The organism is Streptomyces seoulensis, from assembly GCF_004328625.1.
Lineage (GTDB): Bacteria > Actinomycetota > Actinomycetes > Streptomycetales > Streptomycetaceae > Streptomyces > Streptomyces seoulensis.
The window spans coordinates 4,590,757-4,605,781 of the sequence record NZ_CP032229.1 but is presented as its reverse complement, the minus strand read 5'-3'; the positions used below and the strand labels follow the sequence as shown (position 1 = coordinate 4,605,781).

The window sequence follows — 15,025 nt, the reverse complement described above, 5'->3', positions numbered from 1 at the left end:
TCCCCGGTTCACTCCGAGCGCCCGGCCGGACGGGTGAATACGCGGTGCGGAGTGGATAGAGGTCAGGGGTGGGGGAACCGAGGGGGGACCGTGGAGCGGCGGATGTGGCACGTACCCCGTGACCGCCGCTCCACGGGCACAAGACCCGCTCAGGCGAAGACGGCGAGGCTCTTGGCCTTGCCCTTCTGCTCCTCGACGAGGGCGAGGAAGCGGCCCTCGGGGTCGAACACCGCGACGGGACCGGCGCCCGCGTACACCTCGGGCATCTCCAGCCGGACGCCGTTGAGCAGCAGCCTGCCGCGCTTGGCGTCCACGTCCCAGCGGGGGAACGCGGCGGAGGCGGCCTCGGCGACCGGCATCACCGTCAGCTCGCTCTGGAGCTGGTCCAGGGTCCGCGCGGAGTCCAGCTTGTACGGGCCGACCCGCGTGCGGCGCAGCGCCGTGAGGTGGCCGCCGACGCCCAGGTCGGCGCCCAGGTCGCGGGCGAGGGCGCGGATGTAGGTGCCGGAGGAGCACACCACGGAGACGACGAGGTCGAGTACGGGGGTGCCGTCCTCGGCGACCGCGTCCCGGACGTCGTACACCGTGAAGGAGGAGACGGTCACCGGGCGGGCCGGGATCTCGAAGTCCTCGCCCTCACGGGCCCGCTTGTAGGAGCGCACGCCATCGATCTTGATGGCGCTGACCTTGGACGGCACCTGCATGATGTCGCCGCTGAGCTTGGCGATCCCGGCGTCGATCGCCTCGCGGGTCACCTTGGAGGCGTCCGTGGAGGAGGAGATCTCGCCCTCGGCGTCGTCGGTGAGGGTGTTCTGCCCGAGCCGGACGGTGCCCAGGTACTCCTTCTCGGTCAGGGCGAGGTGCCCGAGGAGCTTGGTGGCGCGCTCCAGACCGAGGACGAGGACCCCGGTGGCCATGGGGTCGAGGGTGCCGGCGTGGCCGACGCGGCGGGTCCGGGCGATCCCGCGCATCTTGGCGACCACGTCGTGCGAGGTGAAGCCCGACGGCTTGTCCACGATGACAAGGCCGTCGGGCGGGGTGGGCTTGGCTGTCATTCTGCGGCGTCGTCCGTCTCGTCGTCGGACTCCGGCTTGCGGTACGGGTCCGCGCCACCGGCGTACGCGGCGCCCGAGGACGCCTCGCGCACCTGGGCGTCGGACTGCCGGGCCCGGTCGAGGAGGTCCTCGATGTTGCGGGCGGTGTCCGGCAGGGCGTCCGCGACGAAGGTCAGCGTCGGCGTGAACTTCACCCCGGCCGCGCGGCCGACCTCGGAGCGCAGGATGCCCTTGGCGCTCTCCAGGCCGGCGGCCACGGCCGCCCGCTCCTCGTCGTCGCCGTAGACCGTGTAGAAGACGGTCGCCTCCCGCAGGTCACCCGTGACCCGCGTGTCCGTGATGGTGACGTGCGAGCCGAGCCGCGGGTCCTTGATCCCCCGCTGCAGCTTCTGGGCCACCACCTCACGGATGAGGTCCGCCAGCCTTTTCGCCCGAGCGTTGTCGGCCACTGGTCCGTCTCCCGTTCTTTCTTCTTCGCGTTCTTCGCGTTTCTTCGCGTTTCTTCGGTCAGTCGTCGTCGCCGTGGAAGCGCCGTCGTACGGACAGCAGCTCCACTTCCGGGCGGGCGGCGACCAGCCGTTCGCACTGGTCCAGTACGTCGGTGATGTGCGCCGCGTCGCCGGACACCGTGGCGAGGCCGATGAGCGCCCGCCGGTGCAGGTCCATGTGGTCCACCTCGGCCGCGCTCACGGAGTACTTCCGCTGGAGTTCGGCGACGATCGGGCGGACGACGGAGCGCTTCTCCTTCAGCGAGTGGACGTCGCCGAGGAGGAGGTCGAAGGACAGAGTCCCCACGTACATGTGAAACCGGTTAACCCGCCGGCCCGGGATCGGTGGTCTAAGCACCGTACCCCGTACGAGCTGCCCGCTCGACAGGGTTTCCGCGCAACCTGGGGGCTCCGCCCCCAGACCCCCGGCCTATGCCTGAACGGGGGTCTGGGGGCGGAGCCCCCAGGGACGGCGCGTCGGCCGACAGGTACAGGACCCGTCGGCCGACGCACAGCGCAGCGTTACGCTCGCGGCTTCTCGCGCATCTCGTACGTCGCGATGACGTCGTCGACCTTGATGTCGTTGAAGTTTCCGAGGTTGATACCACCCTCGAAGCCTTCGCGGATCTCGGTGACGTCGTCCTTGAAGCGACGCAGACCGGAGATGTTGAGGTTCTCGGCGATGACCTTGCCGTCGCGGAGGAGGCGCGCCTTGGTGTTGCGCTTGACCTCGCCCGACCGGACCAGGACACCGGCGATGTTGCCCAGCTTGGACGACTTGAAGACCTCGCGGATCTCCGCCGTGCCGAGCTCGACCTCCTCGTACTCCGGCTTGAGCATGCCCTTGAGGGCCGCCTCGATCTCCTCGATGGCCTGGTAGATCACCGAGTAGTACCGGACGTCGACACCCTCGCGCTCCGCCATCTGCGCCGCGCGGCCCGCAGCGCGGACGTTGAAGCCGATGACGATGGCGTCGGAGCCGGTCGCCAGGTTGATGTCGGACTCGGTGACCGCACCCACACCGCGGTGCAGGATGCGGATGTCGACCTCTTCGCCGACGTCGAGCTGGAGCAGCGAGGACTCGAGAGCCTCCACCGAACCGGACGCGTCGCCCTTGATGATGAGGTTGAGTTCCTGCACCAGACCGGCCTTGAGGGCCTCGTCCAGGTTCTCCAGGGAGAACCGGACACCGCGCCGGGCGAAGTTGGCGTTGCGCTCGCGCGCCGCCCGCTTCTCCGCGATCTGCCGGGCCGTACGGTCCTCGTCGACGACGAGGAAGTTGTCGCCGGCGCCCGGGACGTTGGTGAGACCGAGGACGAGGACCGGGGTCGAGGGACCCGCCTCTTCCACGTTCTCGCCCTTGTCGTCGAGCATCGCGCGGACACGGCCGTACGCGTCGCCGACCACCATGGTGTCGCCGACCCGCAGGGTGCCTCGCTGGACCAGGACGGTCGCGACGGCACCGCGGCCGCGGTCGAGGTGGGACTCGATCGCGATGCCCTGCGCGTCCTGCTCCGGGTTGGCCCGCAGGTCGAGCGAGGCGTCCGCGGTCAGGACCACGGCCTCCAGCAGGCTCTCGATGTTGAGGCCCTGCTTGGCGGAGATGTCGACGAACATGGTGTCGCCGCCGTACTCCTCGGCCACCAGACCGTACTCGGTGAGCTGACCGCGCACCTTGGTCGGGTCGGCACCCTCGACGTCGATCTTGTTGACCGCGACCACGATCGGCACGTCGGCCGCCTTGGCGTGGTTCAGCGCCTCGACCGTCTGCGGCATGACGCCGTCGTTGGCCGCGACCACCAGGATGGCGATGTCGGTCGACTTCGCACCACGGGCACGCATGGCGGTGAACGCCTCGTGACCCGGGGTGTCGATGAAGGTGATCTTGCGCTCTTCGTCGTTGACCTCGGTCGTGACCTGGTACGCACCGATGTGCTGCGTGATACCGCCGGCCTCACCCGCGACGACGTTCGTCTTGCGGATGGTGTCGAGCAGTCGGGTCTTACCGTGGTCGACGTGACCCATGACGGTCACGACCGGCGGACGCGCGACGAGGAACTCCTCGCCACCCTCGTCCTCGCCGAACTCGATGTCGAAGGACTCGAGCAGCTCGCGGTCCTCCTCCTCCGGGCTGACGATCTCGATGACGTAGTTCATCTCGCCGGCGAGGAGCTGGAGCGTCTCGTCGGAGACGGACTGCGTGGCAGTGACCATCTCGCCGAGGTTCATCATCACGGCGACGAGCGACGCCGGGTTGGCGTTGATCTTCTCCGCGAAGTCGGTGAGGGACGCACCGCGCGACAGGCGGACGGTCTGTCCGTTGCCGCGAGGCAGCATCACGCCGCCGACCGACGGGGCCTGCATGGCCTCGTACTCCTGGCGCCTCTGACGCTTCGACTTGCGACCGCGACGCGCGGGACCGCCGGGACGGCCGAAGGCGCCCTGCGTGCCACCACGGCCACCCGGACCACCGGGACGACCGCCGAAGCCGGGACGGCCACCGCCGCCACCACCGGGACGGCCGGCGAAGCCGCCGCCACCGCCACCGGGACCACCGGGACGGCCGGCGAAGCCACCGCCGCCACCGCCACCCGGACGACCGGCGAAGCCGCCGCCGCCCGGACGACCGCCGCCGCCACCGGGACGACCGCCGGCACCGGGACCGCGGCCACCGGGGCCACCGCCGCCGGGACGCGGGCCCGCTGCGGGACGCTGCGGCATCATGCCGGGGTTGGGACGCGGACCGGCCGGGCCGGGACGCGGGCCGCCCTGCGGGCGGGGCATGCCGGCGGGCGAGGGACCGGGACGGCCCGGACCCTGCGGACGCGGGCCGCCGCCCTGAGCGCCCGGACCCTGCGGACGGGGACCGGCGCCGGGGGCACCGGGACCGCCTGCGGGACGGGGACCGCCCTGCGGACGGGGCGCCTGCGGGCGCGCCATGCCGGTGGAGCCACCGGACGTGAAGGGGTTGTTGCCCGGACGGGGACCCGCCGGACGGGCGCCGGGACGCTGGCCCTGGCCACCGGGGCGCGGGGCGCCCTGGCCGGGACGGCCCGACTGACCCTGACCCTGACCGCCCTGGCCGGGAGCGGCCGGACGGGTGCCACCGGGCTTGGGGGCGCCGGGACGGGCACCGCTGGGACGCGGGGCCTGCGTGGCGGGACCCTGCGACGCGGCGGGAGCCTGCGGGGCCTGGGCGGCCGGCGGAGCGGTGAACTCCGGGGCGGCCGGGGCCGGGCGCGGCGCGGGCTTGGGACCCGGCACCGGACGCGGGCCGGAGGCGGCCGGCGCGGGAGCCGAGGGAGCCGCCGGGGCAGCGGGCTGCTGCGCGGCGGGCTTGGGGGCGCCCGGCTTGGGGGCGGCCGGACGTGCCGACGGCGCCGGGGAGGGCGCGCCGGGCTTGGGGGTCGCCTTGCGCGGGGCGGGCTTGCCGGCGGACTTGCCGTTGCCACCGCCCTGGAAGGCGTCGGTCAGCTTGCGTACGACAGGCGCTTCGATCGTCGAAGACGCCGAACGGACGAATTCACCGAGTTCTTGGAGCTTGGCCATGACGACCTTGCTCTCGACACCGAACTCCTTGGCGAGTTCGTATACCCGGACCTTAGCCACTTCGCTCCTTTGAGGTCCGGGTGATGCCGGACCGTCGCTAGTTCATGGGCGTACTCATCGCGTACTCATCGAGTGCTCATCGCAATCTCGACCTGCTTTCGACTCGCGAGGTACCAGGCCGCCACGGTGTTCCGGACGGCACTTCTTACGGTGTTGCCTGCTCGGCAACAGTTGCCTGCTCGACGTATCGGCGCAACGCGTTTGTGTCGAGCGCTCGCGGGGCGCGCAGTGCCCGCGTGAACGCCCGGCGGCGTACCGCCTGGTCCAGACAGACCGGTGCCGGGTGTACGTAAGCACCCCGGCCGGGCAGCGTACCGCGAGGATCGGGGACGCAGGCGTCCTCGATCATCACGATCCGCAGTAGATCGTTCTTGGCCGCCCGCTTCCGGCACCCCACACAGGTGCGTTCAGGGCATGCGCGGTCGTGCGTCCGGCCAGACACGGTTAAGTCTACCTCCCCGTACCGACCTCACCCCTTTGGGGCAGAGATCGAACAGTTGCAGTGTGGTGAACGGTCACGTTCGGTCGGCGCCAATCGGGCCGCTAGTCGGCGACCTGCTCGGTGTCCGGCCGGATGTCGATGCGCCAGCCGGTGAGGCGGGCGGCGAGGCGGGCGTTCTGGCCCTCCTTGCCGATCGCCAGCGAGAGCTGGTAGTCCGGCACGGTGACCCGCGCGGAGCGCGCGGCGAGGTCCACGACCTCGACCTTGCTCACCCGGGCGGGTGACAGCGCGTTCGCCACCATCTCGGCCGGGTCGTCCGACCAGTCGACGATGTCGATCTTCTCGCCGTTCAGCTCGCCCATCACGTTGCGCACCCGGCCGCCCATCGGGCCGATGCAGGCGCCCTTGGCGTTCAGACCCGAACGGGTGGACCGTACGGCGATCTTGGTGCGGTGGCCGGCCTCGCGGGCGATGGCGGCGATCTCCACGGAGCCGTCCGCGATCTCCGGCACCTCCAGGGAGAACAGCTTCTTCACCAGGTTGGGGTGGGTGCGCGAGAGCGTGACCGAGGGGCCGCGTACGCCCTTGGCGACGCGGACCACGTAGGACCGCAGCCGCATGCCGTGCTGGTAGGTCTCGCCCGGGACCTGCTCCTGCACTGGCAGGATGGCCTCCAGCTTGCCGATGTCCACCAGCACGTTCTTCGGGTCACGGCCCTGCTGGACCACGCCCGTGACGATGTCGCCCTCACGGCCGGCGTACTCGCCGAGCGTGGCGTCGTCCTCCGCGTCGCGCAGCCGCTGCAGGATGACCTGCTTGGCGGTGGTGGCGGCGATCCGGCCGAAGCCGGAGGGGGTGTCGTCGAACTCGCGGCGCTCCTGCCCCTCCTCGACGTCCTCCGGGTCCTCCTTCGCCCACACGGTCACGTGACCGCTCTGGCGGTTCAGCTCCACGCGCGCGTGCCGGCGGCTGCCGTCGGTGCGGTGGTACGCGATGAGGAGGGCCGACTCGATCGCCTCGACCAGCAGGTCGAAGGAGATCTCCTTCTCCCTGACCAAGCCCCGCAGGGCGCTCATGTCGATGTCCACGGCTACGCCTCCTCCTCTTCCTTCATGTCCTTCTTGTCCTTGCGGTTGAACTCGACCTGCACCCGCGCCTTGGCGATCTCCGGGAAGGCGAGCCGGCGCTCCTTGGCCTTGCGGCCCTTCACACCGGGGACCTCCAGGTCCAGACCCTCGTCGTCGACGCCCAGGATGCGCGCGACGAGTTCCTCGCCGTCGGCGAGCTGGAACTTGACCAGCCGGTCCACGGCGCGCCGGTAGTGGCGGGGTTCGGTCAGGAGGCGCTCGGCGCCCGGGGTGCCGACCTCCAGGTCGTACGCCTGGTCGCCCATCGCGTCGGTCTCGTCGAGCTTCGCCGAGAGCGCGCGGCTCACATCGGCGATCGCGTCCAGGTCCGCCCCGGTGTCGGAGTCGACGACCACGCGCAGCACACGCTTGCGTCCGACGGAGTCGACGGCGATCTCCTCGAGATCCAGCCCCTCAGAGGTGACGAGCGGTTCGAGCAGCTCTCGCAGCCTCTCGCTCTGGGTGGTGCTCATCCGGGTGACTCCTCGGCCGCGTGTGCTGTTGTGGGATGGTCGCGTGTCTGGTCAAAGGGTATCCGGTCGCGATGGGTGTTGCCGTCCACCCTCGGCGTCACCACCCCCTGCGCGCGTCCGTCCGGTGGGCGGTCGGGGGTGAGGAACGGTGCCGGTGAGTGGTGCGGGGACAGGGCGCGGGTACGGTGATCACGGGTGGGCGGCCTGTTCGAAGGGCCCCGCTCTCCGGTGCCCTCGTCCGTCCCGCGCCTGATCTTCGCCGCCCCTCCGCCGTGTCTCCCCCGCCTCTCCCCGTTCGAGTCCCCGAGGACGTCTGCCGTGCCGTACTCCCCTCCGTCGCGCGCCCGCTCGGGGCCGCGCAGAAGAACCCTGCTCGCCTCTCTGGCGGGCGCCACCGCCCTGCTGACGGGCTGCGCCTCCGGGGCGGGCCCCGCCGAGCGCGCGGCCTCGGCGGCCACCCGCGCCCGCGCGCGTGCGGCGCGGGACAGCGCCGAGCTGCTGGCGCGCTACGACGCGGTGCTCGACGCGCACCCGGCGCTCGCCGACCGGCTGTCCCCGCTGCGAGCCGCGGTGGCCGCGCACCGGGACGCGTTCGGCGGCACGCCCGACGCCAAGGCGACGAAGAGCGCCACCGCGCAGCAGTCGCCCTCGCCCGTGCCCTCCGCGTCCGCCGACCGCAAGGAGGCGCTGACCTCGCTGGCGTCCGCCGAGCGGACCGTGGCGGACCGGCGCGCGGCGGCGCTGCTGGAGGTGCCGGGCGAGCTGGCCCGGCTGATGGCATCGGTGGCGGCGGCCGGGGCCGCGCACGCGTATCTGCTGACGGAGGCAACGAAGTGAGCGACGGCGAGAAGACGGACAAGCAGAAGCAGGCCGAACTGACCGCTCTCCAGGCCGCGTTGGCGGCGGAGCACGCGGCGGTGTACGGCTACGGGGTGGTCGGCGGCCGGATCGGCGCGCCCCGGCAGGGCGAGGCCCGCACCGCGTACGACGCCCACCGCGCGGCCCGCGACACCCTGGCCCGCTCGGTCCGCGACCTGGGCGGAGACCCGGTCGCGGCGAGCCCGGCGTACGCGCTGCCCTTCTCGGTGGCGGACTCCTCGGCCGCACTGCGCCTGGCCGCACAGCTGGAGGAACGTCTCGCCGGGGTCTACGCCGACCTCGTCCGCGCCACCACCGGCCCCCGCCGCACCACAGCCACCGCCTCCCTGCGCGAGTCAGCGGTACGCGCGACCCGCTGGTCCGGCCGGGCCCCCGCCTTCCCCGGCCTCGCCGAACGCACCGCCGACACGACGGGCCACGCCGGCGCGACGGACTCGCCCCCCTCCGCGTCCCCGACGACCTGACCGGCACCCCGGCTCGCGCAGCGGACACCGCGCCTTCCGCGTCTCCCACGGCCTGAACCGGGTACCTGGAAGGCGTAGCCTTCCCTGGGCCTTCGGATGTGGGGGTGCCGTTGACGAACAGCAGACGGACGTTGGAGAAGGGGAACGACTCGCGCATGGCTTTGGAACCGCCCCGGCGACTGGTCCGGGCGAGCCGGGAGACCGCGCCGTCCGGTGACGAGTGGCTGGCGGGGCTGCCGGAGGCGGCTGAACGGGCTGTCGCCGGGCGTGAGTTGACCGTGGACCGGGTGCAGGTGCCGGGCGGCCGGAGCAGCCTGGTGCTGCTGGTGCGGCGCGCGGACGGCGGTCCCGCCGTGCTGAAGCTGGCGCCCGCGCGGGCCCGGCCGGAGAGCGAGCGGGCCGCGCTGGCGCACTGGGGCGGCCTGGGTGCCGTACAGCTGCTGGACGGCGGGCCCGAGGACGTGGCGGAGGGCGCGCTGCTGCTGGAGCGGCTGCACCCGGACGTGTCGGTGCGCTCGCTGCCGGAGGCCAAGGCGCTGCTGGAGGCGGCCGGGACGCTGCGCCGCCTGTGGGTGGACCCGCCGGCCGGCGAGGGCGCGCACCGGTTCGAGACGGTGGCGGAGCGTACGGGACGGCAGGCCGAGGCGATGGCCGCGAGCGCCCTGAAGGACCCCGACTCCGCGCCCCTGGTGGACGCGGCGCTCGCGGTGCGCGAGGAGCTGCTGGCCGAGGCGCCGGACCACCGGCTGCTGCACGGCACGTTCCGGCAGAGCAAGGTGCTCGGCGGGGAGCGGCTGCCGTGGCTGGCGGTGGGCCCGGACCCGGTGGTCGGCGAGTCCGCGTTCGACCTGGCGCGACTGGTCCGGGACCGGGTGGAGGACCTGATCGCGGTGCCGTCCGGCGCCTCGGTGACCCGGCGCCGGATCAAACGGCTCGCGGAGTCGCTGGAGGTGGACCAGGAGCGGCTGCGCGGCTGGACGCTGTTCCGCGCCGTGGAGTCCGGGGTACGGGCCCGCCGGGTGGGCCGGGAACAGGACGCCGACCTGCTGCTGGAATTCGCCACCTGGCTCTAGGCCGTGTCCGGAAAGTACCGATCAGGCCGGATCAGGGAGCGGCGTGATAGACAAGACACCCCCTGGCGGACAGCAAAGAAGGCCCGGCCGAGCGGCCGGGCCTTCTCACATATCCGCTCAGGCGGTGAGGCGGGCGATGGCCTCCTCGACCGTCAGCTCCTCGCGCTCACCGGTCTTGCGGTCCTTCAGCTCCAGCACACCGTCGGCGGAGCGCCGCCCGGCGACCAGGATCTGCGGGACACCGATCAGCTCGGCGTCGGTGAACTTCACGCCCGGAGAGACCCCGGCCCGGTCGTCGACCAGGACGCGGACGCCCGCGGCGGACAGCTTCTCGGCGACGTCGAGGGCCAGCTCGGTCTGGAGCGCCTTGCCCGCGGCGACCACGTGCACGTCGGCCGGGGCGATCTCCTTGGGCCAGCACAGGCCGTGCTCGTCGGCGGTCTGCTCGGCGAGGGCGGCGACGGCGCGGGAGACACCGATGCCGTAGGAGCCCATGGTGACGCGGACGGGCTTGCCGTTCTGGCCGAGCACGTCGAGCTTGAGGGCGTCGGCGTACTTGCGGCCGAGCTGGAAGATGTGGCCGATCTCGATGGCCCGGTCCAGCTTCAGCCCGGCGCCGCACTGGGGGCAGGGGTCGCCCTCCTGGACCACGACGACGTCCACGTACTCGTCCACCTCGAAGTCACGCCCGGCGACGACGTTCTTCGCGTGCGTGTGCTCCTTGTTGGCGCCGGTGATCCAGCCGGTGCCGGGGGCCACGCGGGGGTCGGCGATGTACTTGACCTTCTCGCCGAGGCCCTGCGGGCCGACGTAGCCGCGTACCAGGTCGGGGCGGCCGACGAAGTCCTCGGCGGTGACCAGCTCGACGGCGGCCGGGGCGAAGTGGTCCTCGACCTTGCCCATGTCGACCTCGCGGTCACCGGGCACGCCGACGGCGACGATCTCGCCGTCCACCTTGACCAGCAGGTTCTTCAGGGTGGCGGAGGCCGGGACGCCGAGGGAGGCGGCGAGGGTCTCGATGGTCGGGGTGTCCGGGGTGGGGATCTCCTCCAGCGCGGGCACGGCCGAGCCGTCGACCGGGGTGGGCTCGTAGCGCACGGCCTCGGTGTTGGCGGCGAAGTCGCAGTTGGGGCAGTCGGCGAAGGTGTCCTCGCCGGCCTCGGCCGGGGCGAGGAACTCCTCGGACCGGGAGCCGCCCATGGCGCCGGCGGTGGCCGCGACGATGCGGTAGTCGAGGCCGAGGCGCTCGTAGATCCGCTGGTAGGCGGCGCGGTGCAGGGCGTAGGAGGAGGCCAGGCCCTCGTCCTCGGTGTCGAAGGAGTACGAGTCCTTCATCAGGAACTCGCGGCCGCGCAGGATGCCCGCGCGGGGGCGCGCCTCGTCCCGGAACTTGGACTGGATCTGGTACAGGATCACCGGCAGGTCCTTGTAGGAGGACGCCTGGTCCTTCACCAGCAGGGTGAAGATCTCCTCGTGGGTCGGGCCGAGGAGGTAGTCGCCGCCCTTGCGGTCCTGGAGGCGGAACAGCTCGCCGCCGTACTCGTTCCAGCGGCCGGTGGCCTCGTAGGGCTCGCGCGGGAGCAGGACGGGGAGGACGACCTCCTGGGCGCCGATGGCGTCCATCTCCTCGCGCACGATCCGCTCGACGTTGGCGAGGACCCTGGCGCCCAGCGGCAGCCAGGACCAGATGCCGGCGGCGGTGCGGCGGACGTAGCCGGCGCGGACCAGGAGCTTGTGGCTGAGGACCTCGGCGTCCGCCGGGTCGTCGCGCAGCGTCTTCGCCAACAACTTGGACATGCGCTGGACCGGTACGTTCGCCATTGTTCTCGTACTCCTGCCGGAAATGTAGGTGATGGCTAGGAGGTTAGCCGGGGCGCCCGCACGGGTGGAAATCGGTTAGGGCCTGTCTTCCGGATCTGGCCGGCTCGGGCCGACGGCGCCTTCGGGCCGACCCGAGCGGGGTCTGGTGCGTGCAGATGCAAGGCGGAGGAGGGAGTCGACGCGGAGCGTCGGCGAGTGACGACAACGCAGCAGATGTGCGTGCCAGGGCCCGCGACTCCGGCAAGATCCGGAAGACAGGCCCTAGCGGCGGCGCAGCGGGAGGGGGGCGCCCATCACCGCGTACGGCTTGGGGGCGCTCGGGAAGTGGACCTGGCGGGCCAGGTCGGTGTAGCCGAGGGCGTGGTAGAGGCCGCGTGCGGGGCTGTCGGTGTCGATCGCGGAGAGGATCGAGCGGGGTTCGGCGGCGCTGTCGGTGATGCGGGTGATCAGGCGGCGGCCGACGCCCCGGTTCTGGTGGCCGGGGTGGACGTGCAGCTCGGTGATGACGAAGGAGTCGTCGAGCCAGCCGTCGTTGCCCTCGGCGCGCAGGTACGGCTCCACGATCGTGGACCACCAGTGGGCGCGGGAGTTGGGCATCCCGTACACGAACCCGACGAGCGCGCCCCGGCTGGTGGCGCCGAGGGCGCGGGCGCCGGGCATGTGCATGTGGCGCTGGACGATCTGACGGCGTACGGCGACCTCGTCGGGGCCGAGGCCGAAGGCGAGGGCCTGGACGGCGAGGGCCTCGTCGACGTGCGCTTCGAGGTCCAGGGTGCCGATCACGAGGTCCATGCGGGGAGCGTACAGGGGCGGCCCGGAGTGCCCGTCAGAAGAGGATGCTCATGAACTCGCCGACCTCCTGGAACCCGACCCTGCGGTAGGTGGCACGGGCGGCGGTGTTGAAGTCGTTGACGTAGAGGCTGGCGATGGGCGCGATGTCGGCGAGCGCGTACCGCAGTACGGCGGCCATGCCGGGGGCGGCGAGGCCCTTGCCCCGGTACTCGGGGGCGACCCAGACGCCCTGGATCTGGCACGCCTGGGTGGTGGCGGCACCGATCTCGGCCTTGAAGACCACGTTCCCGGCGCCGTCGATACGGGCGAATGAGCGGCCCGAGCCGACCAGTTCGGCGACGCGGGCCTGGTAGAGCAGTCCGCCGTCCCCGGCCATCGGCGAGACGCCCACCTCCTCGGTGAACATCGCCACGCACGCGGGCATGATCGTTTCCATCTCGTCCTTGCGGACGCGCCGGACGTAGGGGTCGGGCTGGATGTCCTCGGGCATGTGGTCGGTGATCATGAGGGGCTGGCGGGCGCGGACCTCGCGGGCGGGGCCCCACTGCGGTTCCAGCAGGCGCCACAGCTGCGAGGTGGGTCCGGCGGGGCCGACGATGGAGGAGCAGCGGCGCCCGGCCCGGCGTGCGCGGTCGGCGAAGGCGCGGATCGCACGCGGGGTGGCGCAGACGGGGACGAGGTTGGCGCCCGCGTAGCAGAGGGACGTGAGCATGCCGTCCTCGTACCAGCCCCACATCTCGCCGCCGAGGCGCCAGGGGTCGAGTCCGGCCACCTTGACCCGGGCGGTCACGAAGGCGTTGGCGACGGGCTCGCGGTCGAGGACCGCGAGCGCTGCGTCGAGGTCGCTCGGTTCGAGCACCCGTGAGGTGGTCTGGGTCAACACGTGCGGGGGCCTCACCCTGGGGTCTGCACTGGTCTTGGCACTATAACCGCGCGTCCCCACGGGGGCGTGCCCGCCGTACCCCCTCACCCCCGCACAAGCCCCGGAAACGCGCGCCATGCCATGGTCGGCAGGGAGAGGGTGAGGGCGGTGAGGGGGTTCTGCTTGGAGTCGCGCACGTGGATGGTGGCGGGGCAGGCGGCGATCTCGACACACTGGCCGCCGTCCCCGCTGCTGTAGCTGGATCCCCGCCACGGGAGGGCGGCTTCGAGGCATTCGCCGCCCTGGCCGGTGCTGTGGCTGCTCTTGGACCATTCTCCGCCCAGGAATTCGCGATGCGCTTCACCGCGACCCCGAGGGGCGCACGGCTCGCCCGGCGGCTGGTCTCGCTCCGGCTGGACGAGTGGGGGCATCCGTACGACGGCCGGCTCAATGAGGCCGTCACGCTGATCGCGGCCGAGCCGGCGGCCAACGCCGTACGGCACGGACGCGTACCCGGCCGGGACTTCCATCTGCGGCTCGCCGGAGAGGAGGGCGTCGTACGCGTGGAGGTCTCGGACACGCTGACCGAGCGGCTGCCCGAGATCCGGGTGCCGTGCGGGGAGTCCGGACGGGGGCTGATCCTGGTCGAGGCGCTCGCGGACAAGTGGGGGGTGGCGCCGAGGCAGCCCGGCAAGACGGTGTGGGCGGAGGTACGGCAAAGTCCCGCCACCGAAGGGTGACGGGACTCGGATACCGGGGTCAGCCCGCGACGGCAACCGTCGGCTCGCCCGACATGATGCCCTCGGCCTCCATCTTCTCGGCCAGCTTCATGGCCTCCTCGATGAGGGTCTCCACGATCTTCGACTCGGGGACGGTCTTGATGACCTCGCCCTTCACGAAGATCTGCCCCTTGCCGTTGCCGGAGGCCACGCCGAGGTCGGCCTCGCGGGCCTCGCCGGGGCCGTTGACGACGCAGCCCATGACGGCGACGCGGAGCGGGACCTCCATGCCGGTCAGGCCCGCCGTGACTTCCTCGGCCAGCTTGTAGACGTCCACCTGCGCGCGCCCGCACGACGGACACGACACGATCTCCAGCCCGCGCTGCTTCAGGTTGAGCGACTCCAGGATCTGGTTGCCGACCTTGACCTCCTCCACCGGCGGCGCCGACAGGGAGACCCGGATGGTGTCACCGATGCCCTCGGAGAGCAGCGCGCCGAAGGCGACGGCGGACTTGATCGTGCCCTGGAACGCCGGACCCGCCTCGGTCACGCCGAGGTGGAGGGGGTAGTCGCACTGCGCGGCGAGCTGCCGGTACGCCTCGATCATCACGACCGGGTCGTTGTGCTTCACCGAGATCTTGATGTCCCGGAAGTCGTGCTCCTCGAAGAGGGACGCCTCCCAGAGGGCGGACTCGACCAGCGCCTCCGGGGTGGCCTTGCCGTACTTCTGGAGCAGGCGGCGGTCCAGCGAGCCCGCGTTCACGCCGATCCGGATCGGGGTGCCGTGGTCCTTGGCCGCCTTGGCGATCTCCCGGACCTTGTCGTCGAACTGCTTGATGTTGCCCGGGTTCACACGGACCGCCGCACAGCCCGCCTCGATCGCGGCGAACACGTACTTCGGCTGGAAGTGAATGTCCGCGATCACCGGAATTTGCGACTTCCGCGCGATGGTCGCCAGCGCGTCCGCGTCGTCCTGGGTCGGGCAGGCGACCCGCACGATCTGGCAGCCCGACGCCGTCAGCTCCGCGATCTGCTGGAGCGTCGCCCCGATGTCCGAGGTGCGGGTGGTGGTCATCGACTGCACCGACACGGGGGCATCGCCGCCGACCGCGACGGTGCCGACCTGGATCTGCCGGCTCTTGCGCCGCTCGGCGATCTTGGTCGGTACGGACGGCATGCCGAGAGAAATCGCAGTCATCTGCTGTGCAACCCCAAGTCGTG

Annotated in this window: 16 protein-coding genes; 4 read left to right on the top strand and 12 right to left on the bottom strand. The window is 72.0% G+C overall.

Annotation, left to right across the window (positions count from 1 at the left end; translation table 11 throughout):
* Window positions 1-149: 149 nt before the first annotated feature.
* From truB to rimP, 7 genes are all read right to left on the bottom strand, one after another.
* Window positions 150-1,055: a tRNA pseudouridine(55) synthase TruB gene (truB, locus tag D0Z67_RS21490; protein WP_031183494.1), complete on the bottom strand. Its 906-nt coding sequence runs from the start codon at window positions 1,053-1,055 to the stop codon at window positions 150-152.
* Window positions 1,052-1,504 (bottom strand): 30S ribosome-binding factor RbfA, encoded by a 453-nt coding sequence (gene rbfA / locus D0Z67_RS21485; protein ID WP_031183495.1) that lies wholly within the window; start codon window positions 1,502-1,504, stop codon window positions 1,052-1,054. The genes truB and rbfA overlap by 4 nt, the downstream gene beginning before the upstream one ends.
* A gap of 58 nt (window positions 1,505-1,562) precedes the next feature.
* Entirely contained in the window at window positions 1,563-1,856 is a 294-nt protein-coding gene (locus D0Z67_RS21480) for a DUF503 domain-containing protein (protein WP_031183496.1), read from the bottom strand.
* 209 nt (window positions 1,857-2,065) lie between these two features.
* Window positions 2,066-5,152, bottom strand: coding sequence for a translation initiation factor IF-2 (gene infB / locus D0Z67_RS21475; RefSeq protein ID WP_078873650.1), 3,087 nt, complete (start codon window positions 5,150-5,152; stop codon window positions 2,066-2,068).
* Between the two features lie 145 nt (window positions 5,153-5,297).
* Window positions 5,298-5,594, bottom strand: coding sequence for a YlxR family protein (locus D0Z67_RS21470; RefSeq protein WP_078873652.1), 297 nt, complete (start codon window positions 5,592-5,594; stop codon window positions 5,298-5,300).
* A 101-nt stretch (window positions 5,595-5,695) separates the two neighbouring features.
* Entirely contained in the window at window positions 5,696-6,682 is a 987-nt protein-coding gene (nusA, locus tag D0Z67_RS21465) for a transcription termination factor NusA (protein ID WP_031183499.1), read from the bottom strand.
* Window positions 6,683-6,684: 2 nt separating this feature from the next.
* Window positions 6,685-7,194 (bottom strand): ribosome maturation factor RimP, encoded by a 510-nt coding sequence (gene rimP / locus D0Z67_RS21460; RefSeq protein WP_031183500.1) that lies wholly within the window; start codon window positions 7,192-7,194, stop codon window positions 6,685-6,687.
* A 318-nt stretch (window positions 7,195-7,512) separates the two neighbouring features.
* On the opposite strand from rimP, the gene D0Z67_RS21450 reads away from it, so the two are divergent.
* The 3 genes from D0Z67_RS21450 to D0Z67_RS21440 all read left to right on the top strand — a co-directional run bounded on the left by D0Z67_RS21450 (window position 7,513) and on the right by D0Z67_RS21440 (window position 9,610).
* Entirely contained in the window at window positions 7,513-8,031 is a 519-nt protein-coding gene (locus tag D0Z67_RS21450) for a hypothetical protein (RefSeq protein WP_031183501.1), read from the top strand.
* Window positions 8,028-8,537 carry a ferritin-like domain-containing protein gene (locus tag D0Z67_RS21445; protein WP_031183502.1) on the top strand — a complete coding sequence of 170 codons (510 nt, stop codon included), beginning with the start codon at window positions 8,028-8,030 and terminating at the stop codon, window positions 8,535-8,537. The genes D0Z67_RS21450 and D0Z67_RS21445 overlap by 4 nt, the downstream gene beginning before the upstream one ends.
* A gap of 155 nt (window positions 8,538-8,692) precedes the next feature.
* Window positions 8,693-9,610: an aminoglycoside phosphotransferase family protein gene (locus D0Z67_RS21440; RefSeq protein WP_031183503.1), complete on the top strand. Its 918-nt coding sequence runs from the start codon at window positions 8,693-8,695 to the stop codon at window positions 9,608-9,610.
* A gap of 117 nt (window positions 9,611-9,727) precedes the next feature.
* Here D0Z67_RS21440 and D0Z67_RS21435 read toward each other — a convergent pair whose 3' ends face one another.
* The 4 genes from D0Z67_RS21435 to D0Z67_RS21415 form a co-directional block, all read right to left on the bottom strand.
* Window positions 9,728-11,431 (bottom strand): proline--tRNA ligase, encoded by a 1,704-nt coding sequence (locus tag D0Z67_RS21435; protein ID WP_031183504.1) that lies wholly within the window; start codon window positions 11,429-11,431, stop codon window positions 9,728-9,730.
* A gap of 261 nt (window positions 11,432-11,692) precedes the next feature.
* Complete coding sequence (locus tag D0Z67_RS21425) at window positions 11,693-12,223, bottom strand: GNAT family N-acetyltransferase (RefSeq protein ID WP_031183505.1); 531 nt, start codon at window positions 12,221-12,223, stop codon at window positions 11,693-11,695.
* A gap of 34 nt (window positions 12,224-12,257) precedes the next feature.
* Window positions 12,258-13,106 carry a GNAT family N-acetyltransferase gene (locus D0Z67_RS21420; RefSeq protein ID WP_031183506.1) on the bottom strand — a complete coding sequence of 283 codons (849 nt, stop codon included), beginning with the start codon at window positions 13,104-13,106 and terminating at the stop codon, window positions 12,258-12,260.
* An 83-nt stretch (window positions 13,107-13,189) separates the two neighbouring features.
* The gene (locus tag D0Z67_RS21415; RefSeq protein ID WP_078873654.1) at window positions 13,190-13,516 is read right to left on the bottom strand and encodes a DUF397 domain-containing protein; all 327 of its coding nucleotides are present in this window, start codon (window positions 13,514-13,516) and stop codon (window positions 13,190-13,192) included.
* On the opposite strand from D0Z67_RS21415, the gene D0Z67_RS21410 reads away from it, so the two are divergent.
* A complete protein-coding gene (locus D0Z67_RS21410) occupies window positions 13,439-13,825 on the top strand; it encodes an ATP-binding protein (protein ID WP_037776025.1) in 387 nt (128 codons plus the stop codon). The genes D0Z67_RS21415 and D0Z67_RS21410 overlap by 78 nt on opposite strands.
* Window positions 13,826-13,844: 19 nt before the next feature.
* Here D0Z67_RS21410 and ispG read toward each other — a convergent pair whose 3' ends face one another.
* Window positions 13,845-15,002, bottom strand: a complete 1,158-nt coding sequence (ispG, locus tag D0Z67_RS21405; protein ID WP_131589682.1) for a flavodoxin-dependent (E)-4-hydroxy-3-methylbut-2-enyl-diphosphate synthase — start codon at window positions 15,000-15,002, stop codon at window positions 13,845-13,847.
* Between the last annotated feature and the right edge of the window lie 23 nt (window positions 15,003-15,025).

Coding starts and splice junctions, on each gene's coding strand:
- truB (WP_031183494.1), bottom strand. CDS start 1,055: ATGACAGCCAAGCCCACCCCGCCCGACGGCCTTGTCATCGTGGACAAG.
- D0Z67_RS21480 (WP_031183496.1), bottom strand. CDS start 1,856: ATGTACGTGGGGACTCTGTCCTTCGACCTCCTCCTCGGCGACGTCCAC.
- rimP (WP_031183500.1), bottom strand. CDS start 7,194: ATGAGCACCACCCAGAGCGAGAGGCTGCGAGAGCTGCTCGAACCGCTC.
- D0Z67_RS21440 (WP_031183503.1), top strand. CDS start 8,693: ATGGCTTTGGAACCGCCCCGGCGACTGGTCCGGGCGAGCCGGGAGACC.
- D0Z67_RS21435 (WP_031183504.1), bottom strand. CDS start 11,431: ATGGCGAACGTACCGGTCCAGCGCATGTCCAAGTTGTTGGCGAAGACG.
- D0Z67_RS21425 (WP_031183505.1), bottom strand. CDS start 12,223: ATGGACCTCGTGATCGGCACCCTGGACCTCGAAGCGCACGTCGACGAG.
- D0Z67_RS21410 (WP_037776025.1), top strand. CDS start 13,439: ATGCGCTTCACCGCGACCCCGAGGGGCGCACGGCTCGCCCGGCGGCTG.
- D0Z67_RS21415 (WP_078873654.1), bottom strand. CDS start 13,516: ATGCCCCCACTCGTCCAGCCGGAGCGAGACCAGCCGCCGGGCGAGCCG.
- ispG (WP_131589682.1), bottom strand. CDS start 15,002: ATGACTGCGATTTCTCTCGGCATGCCGTCCGTACCGACCAAGATCGCC.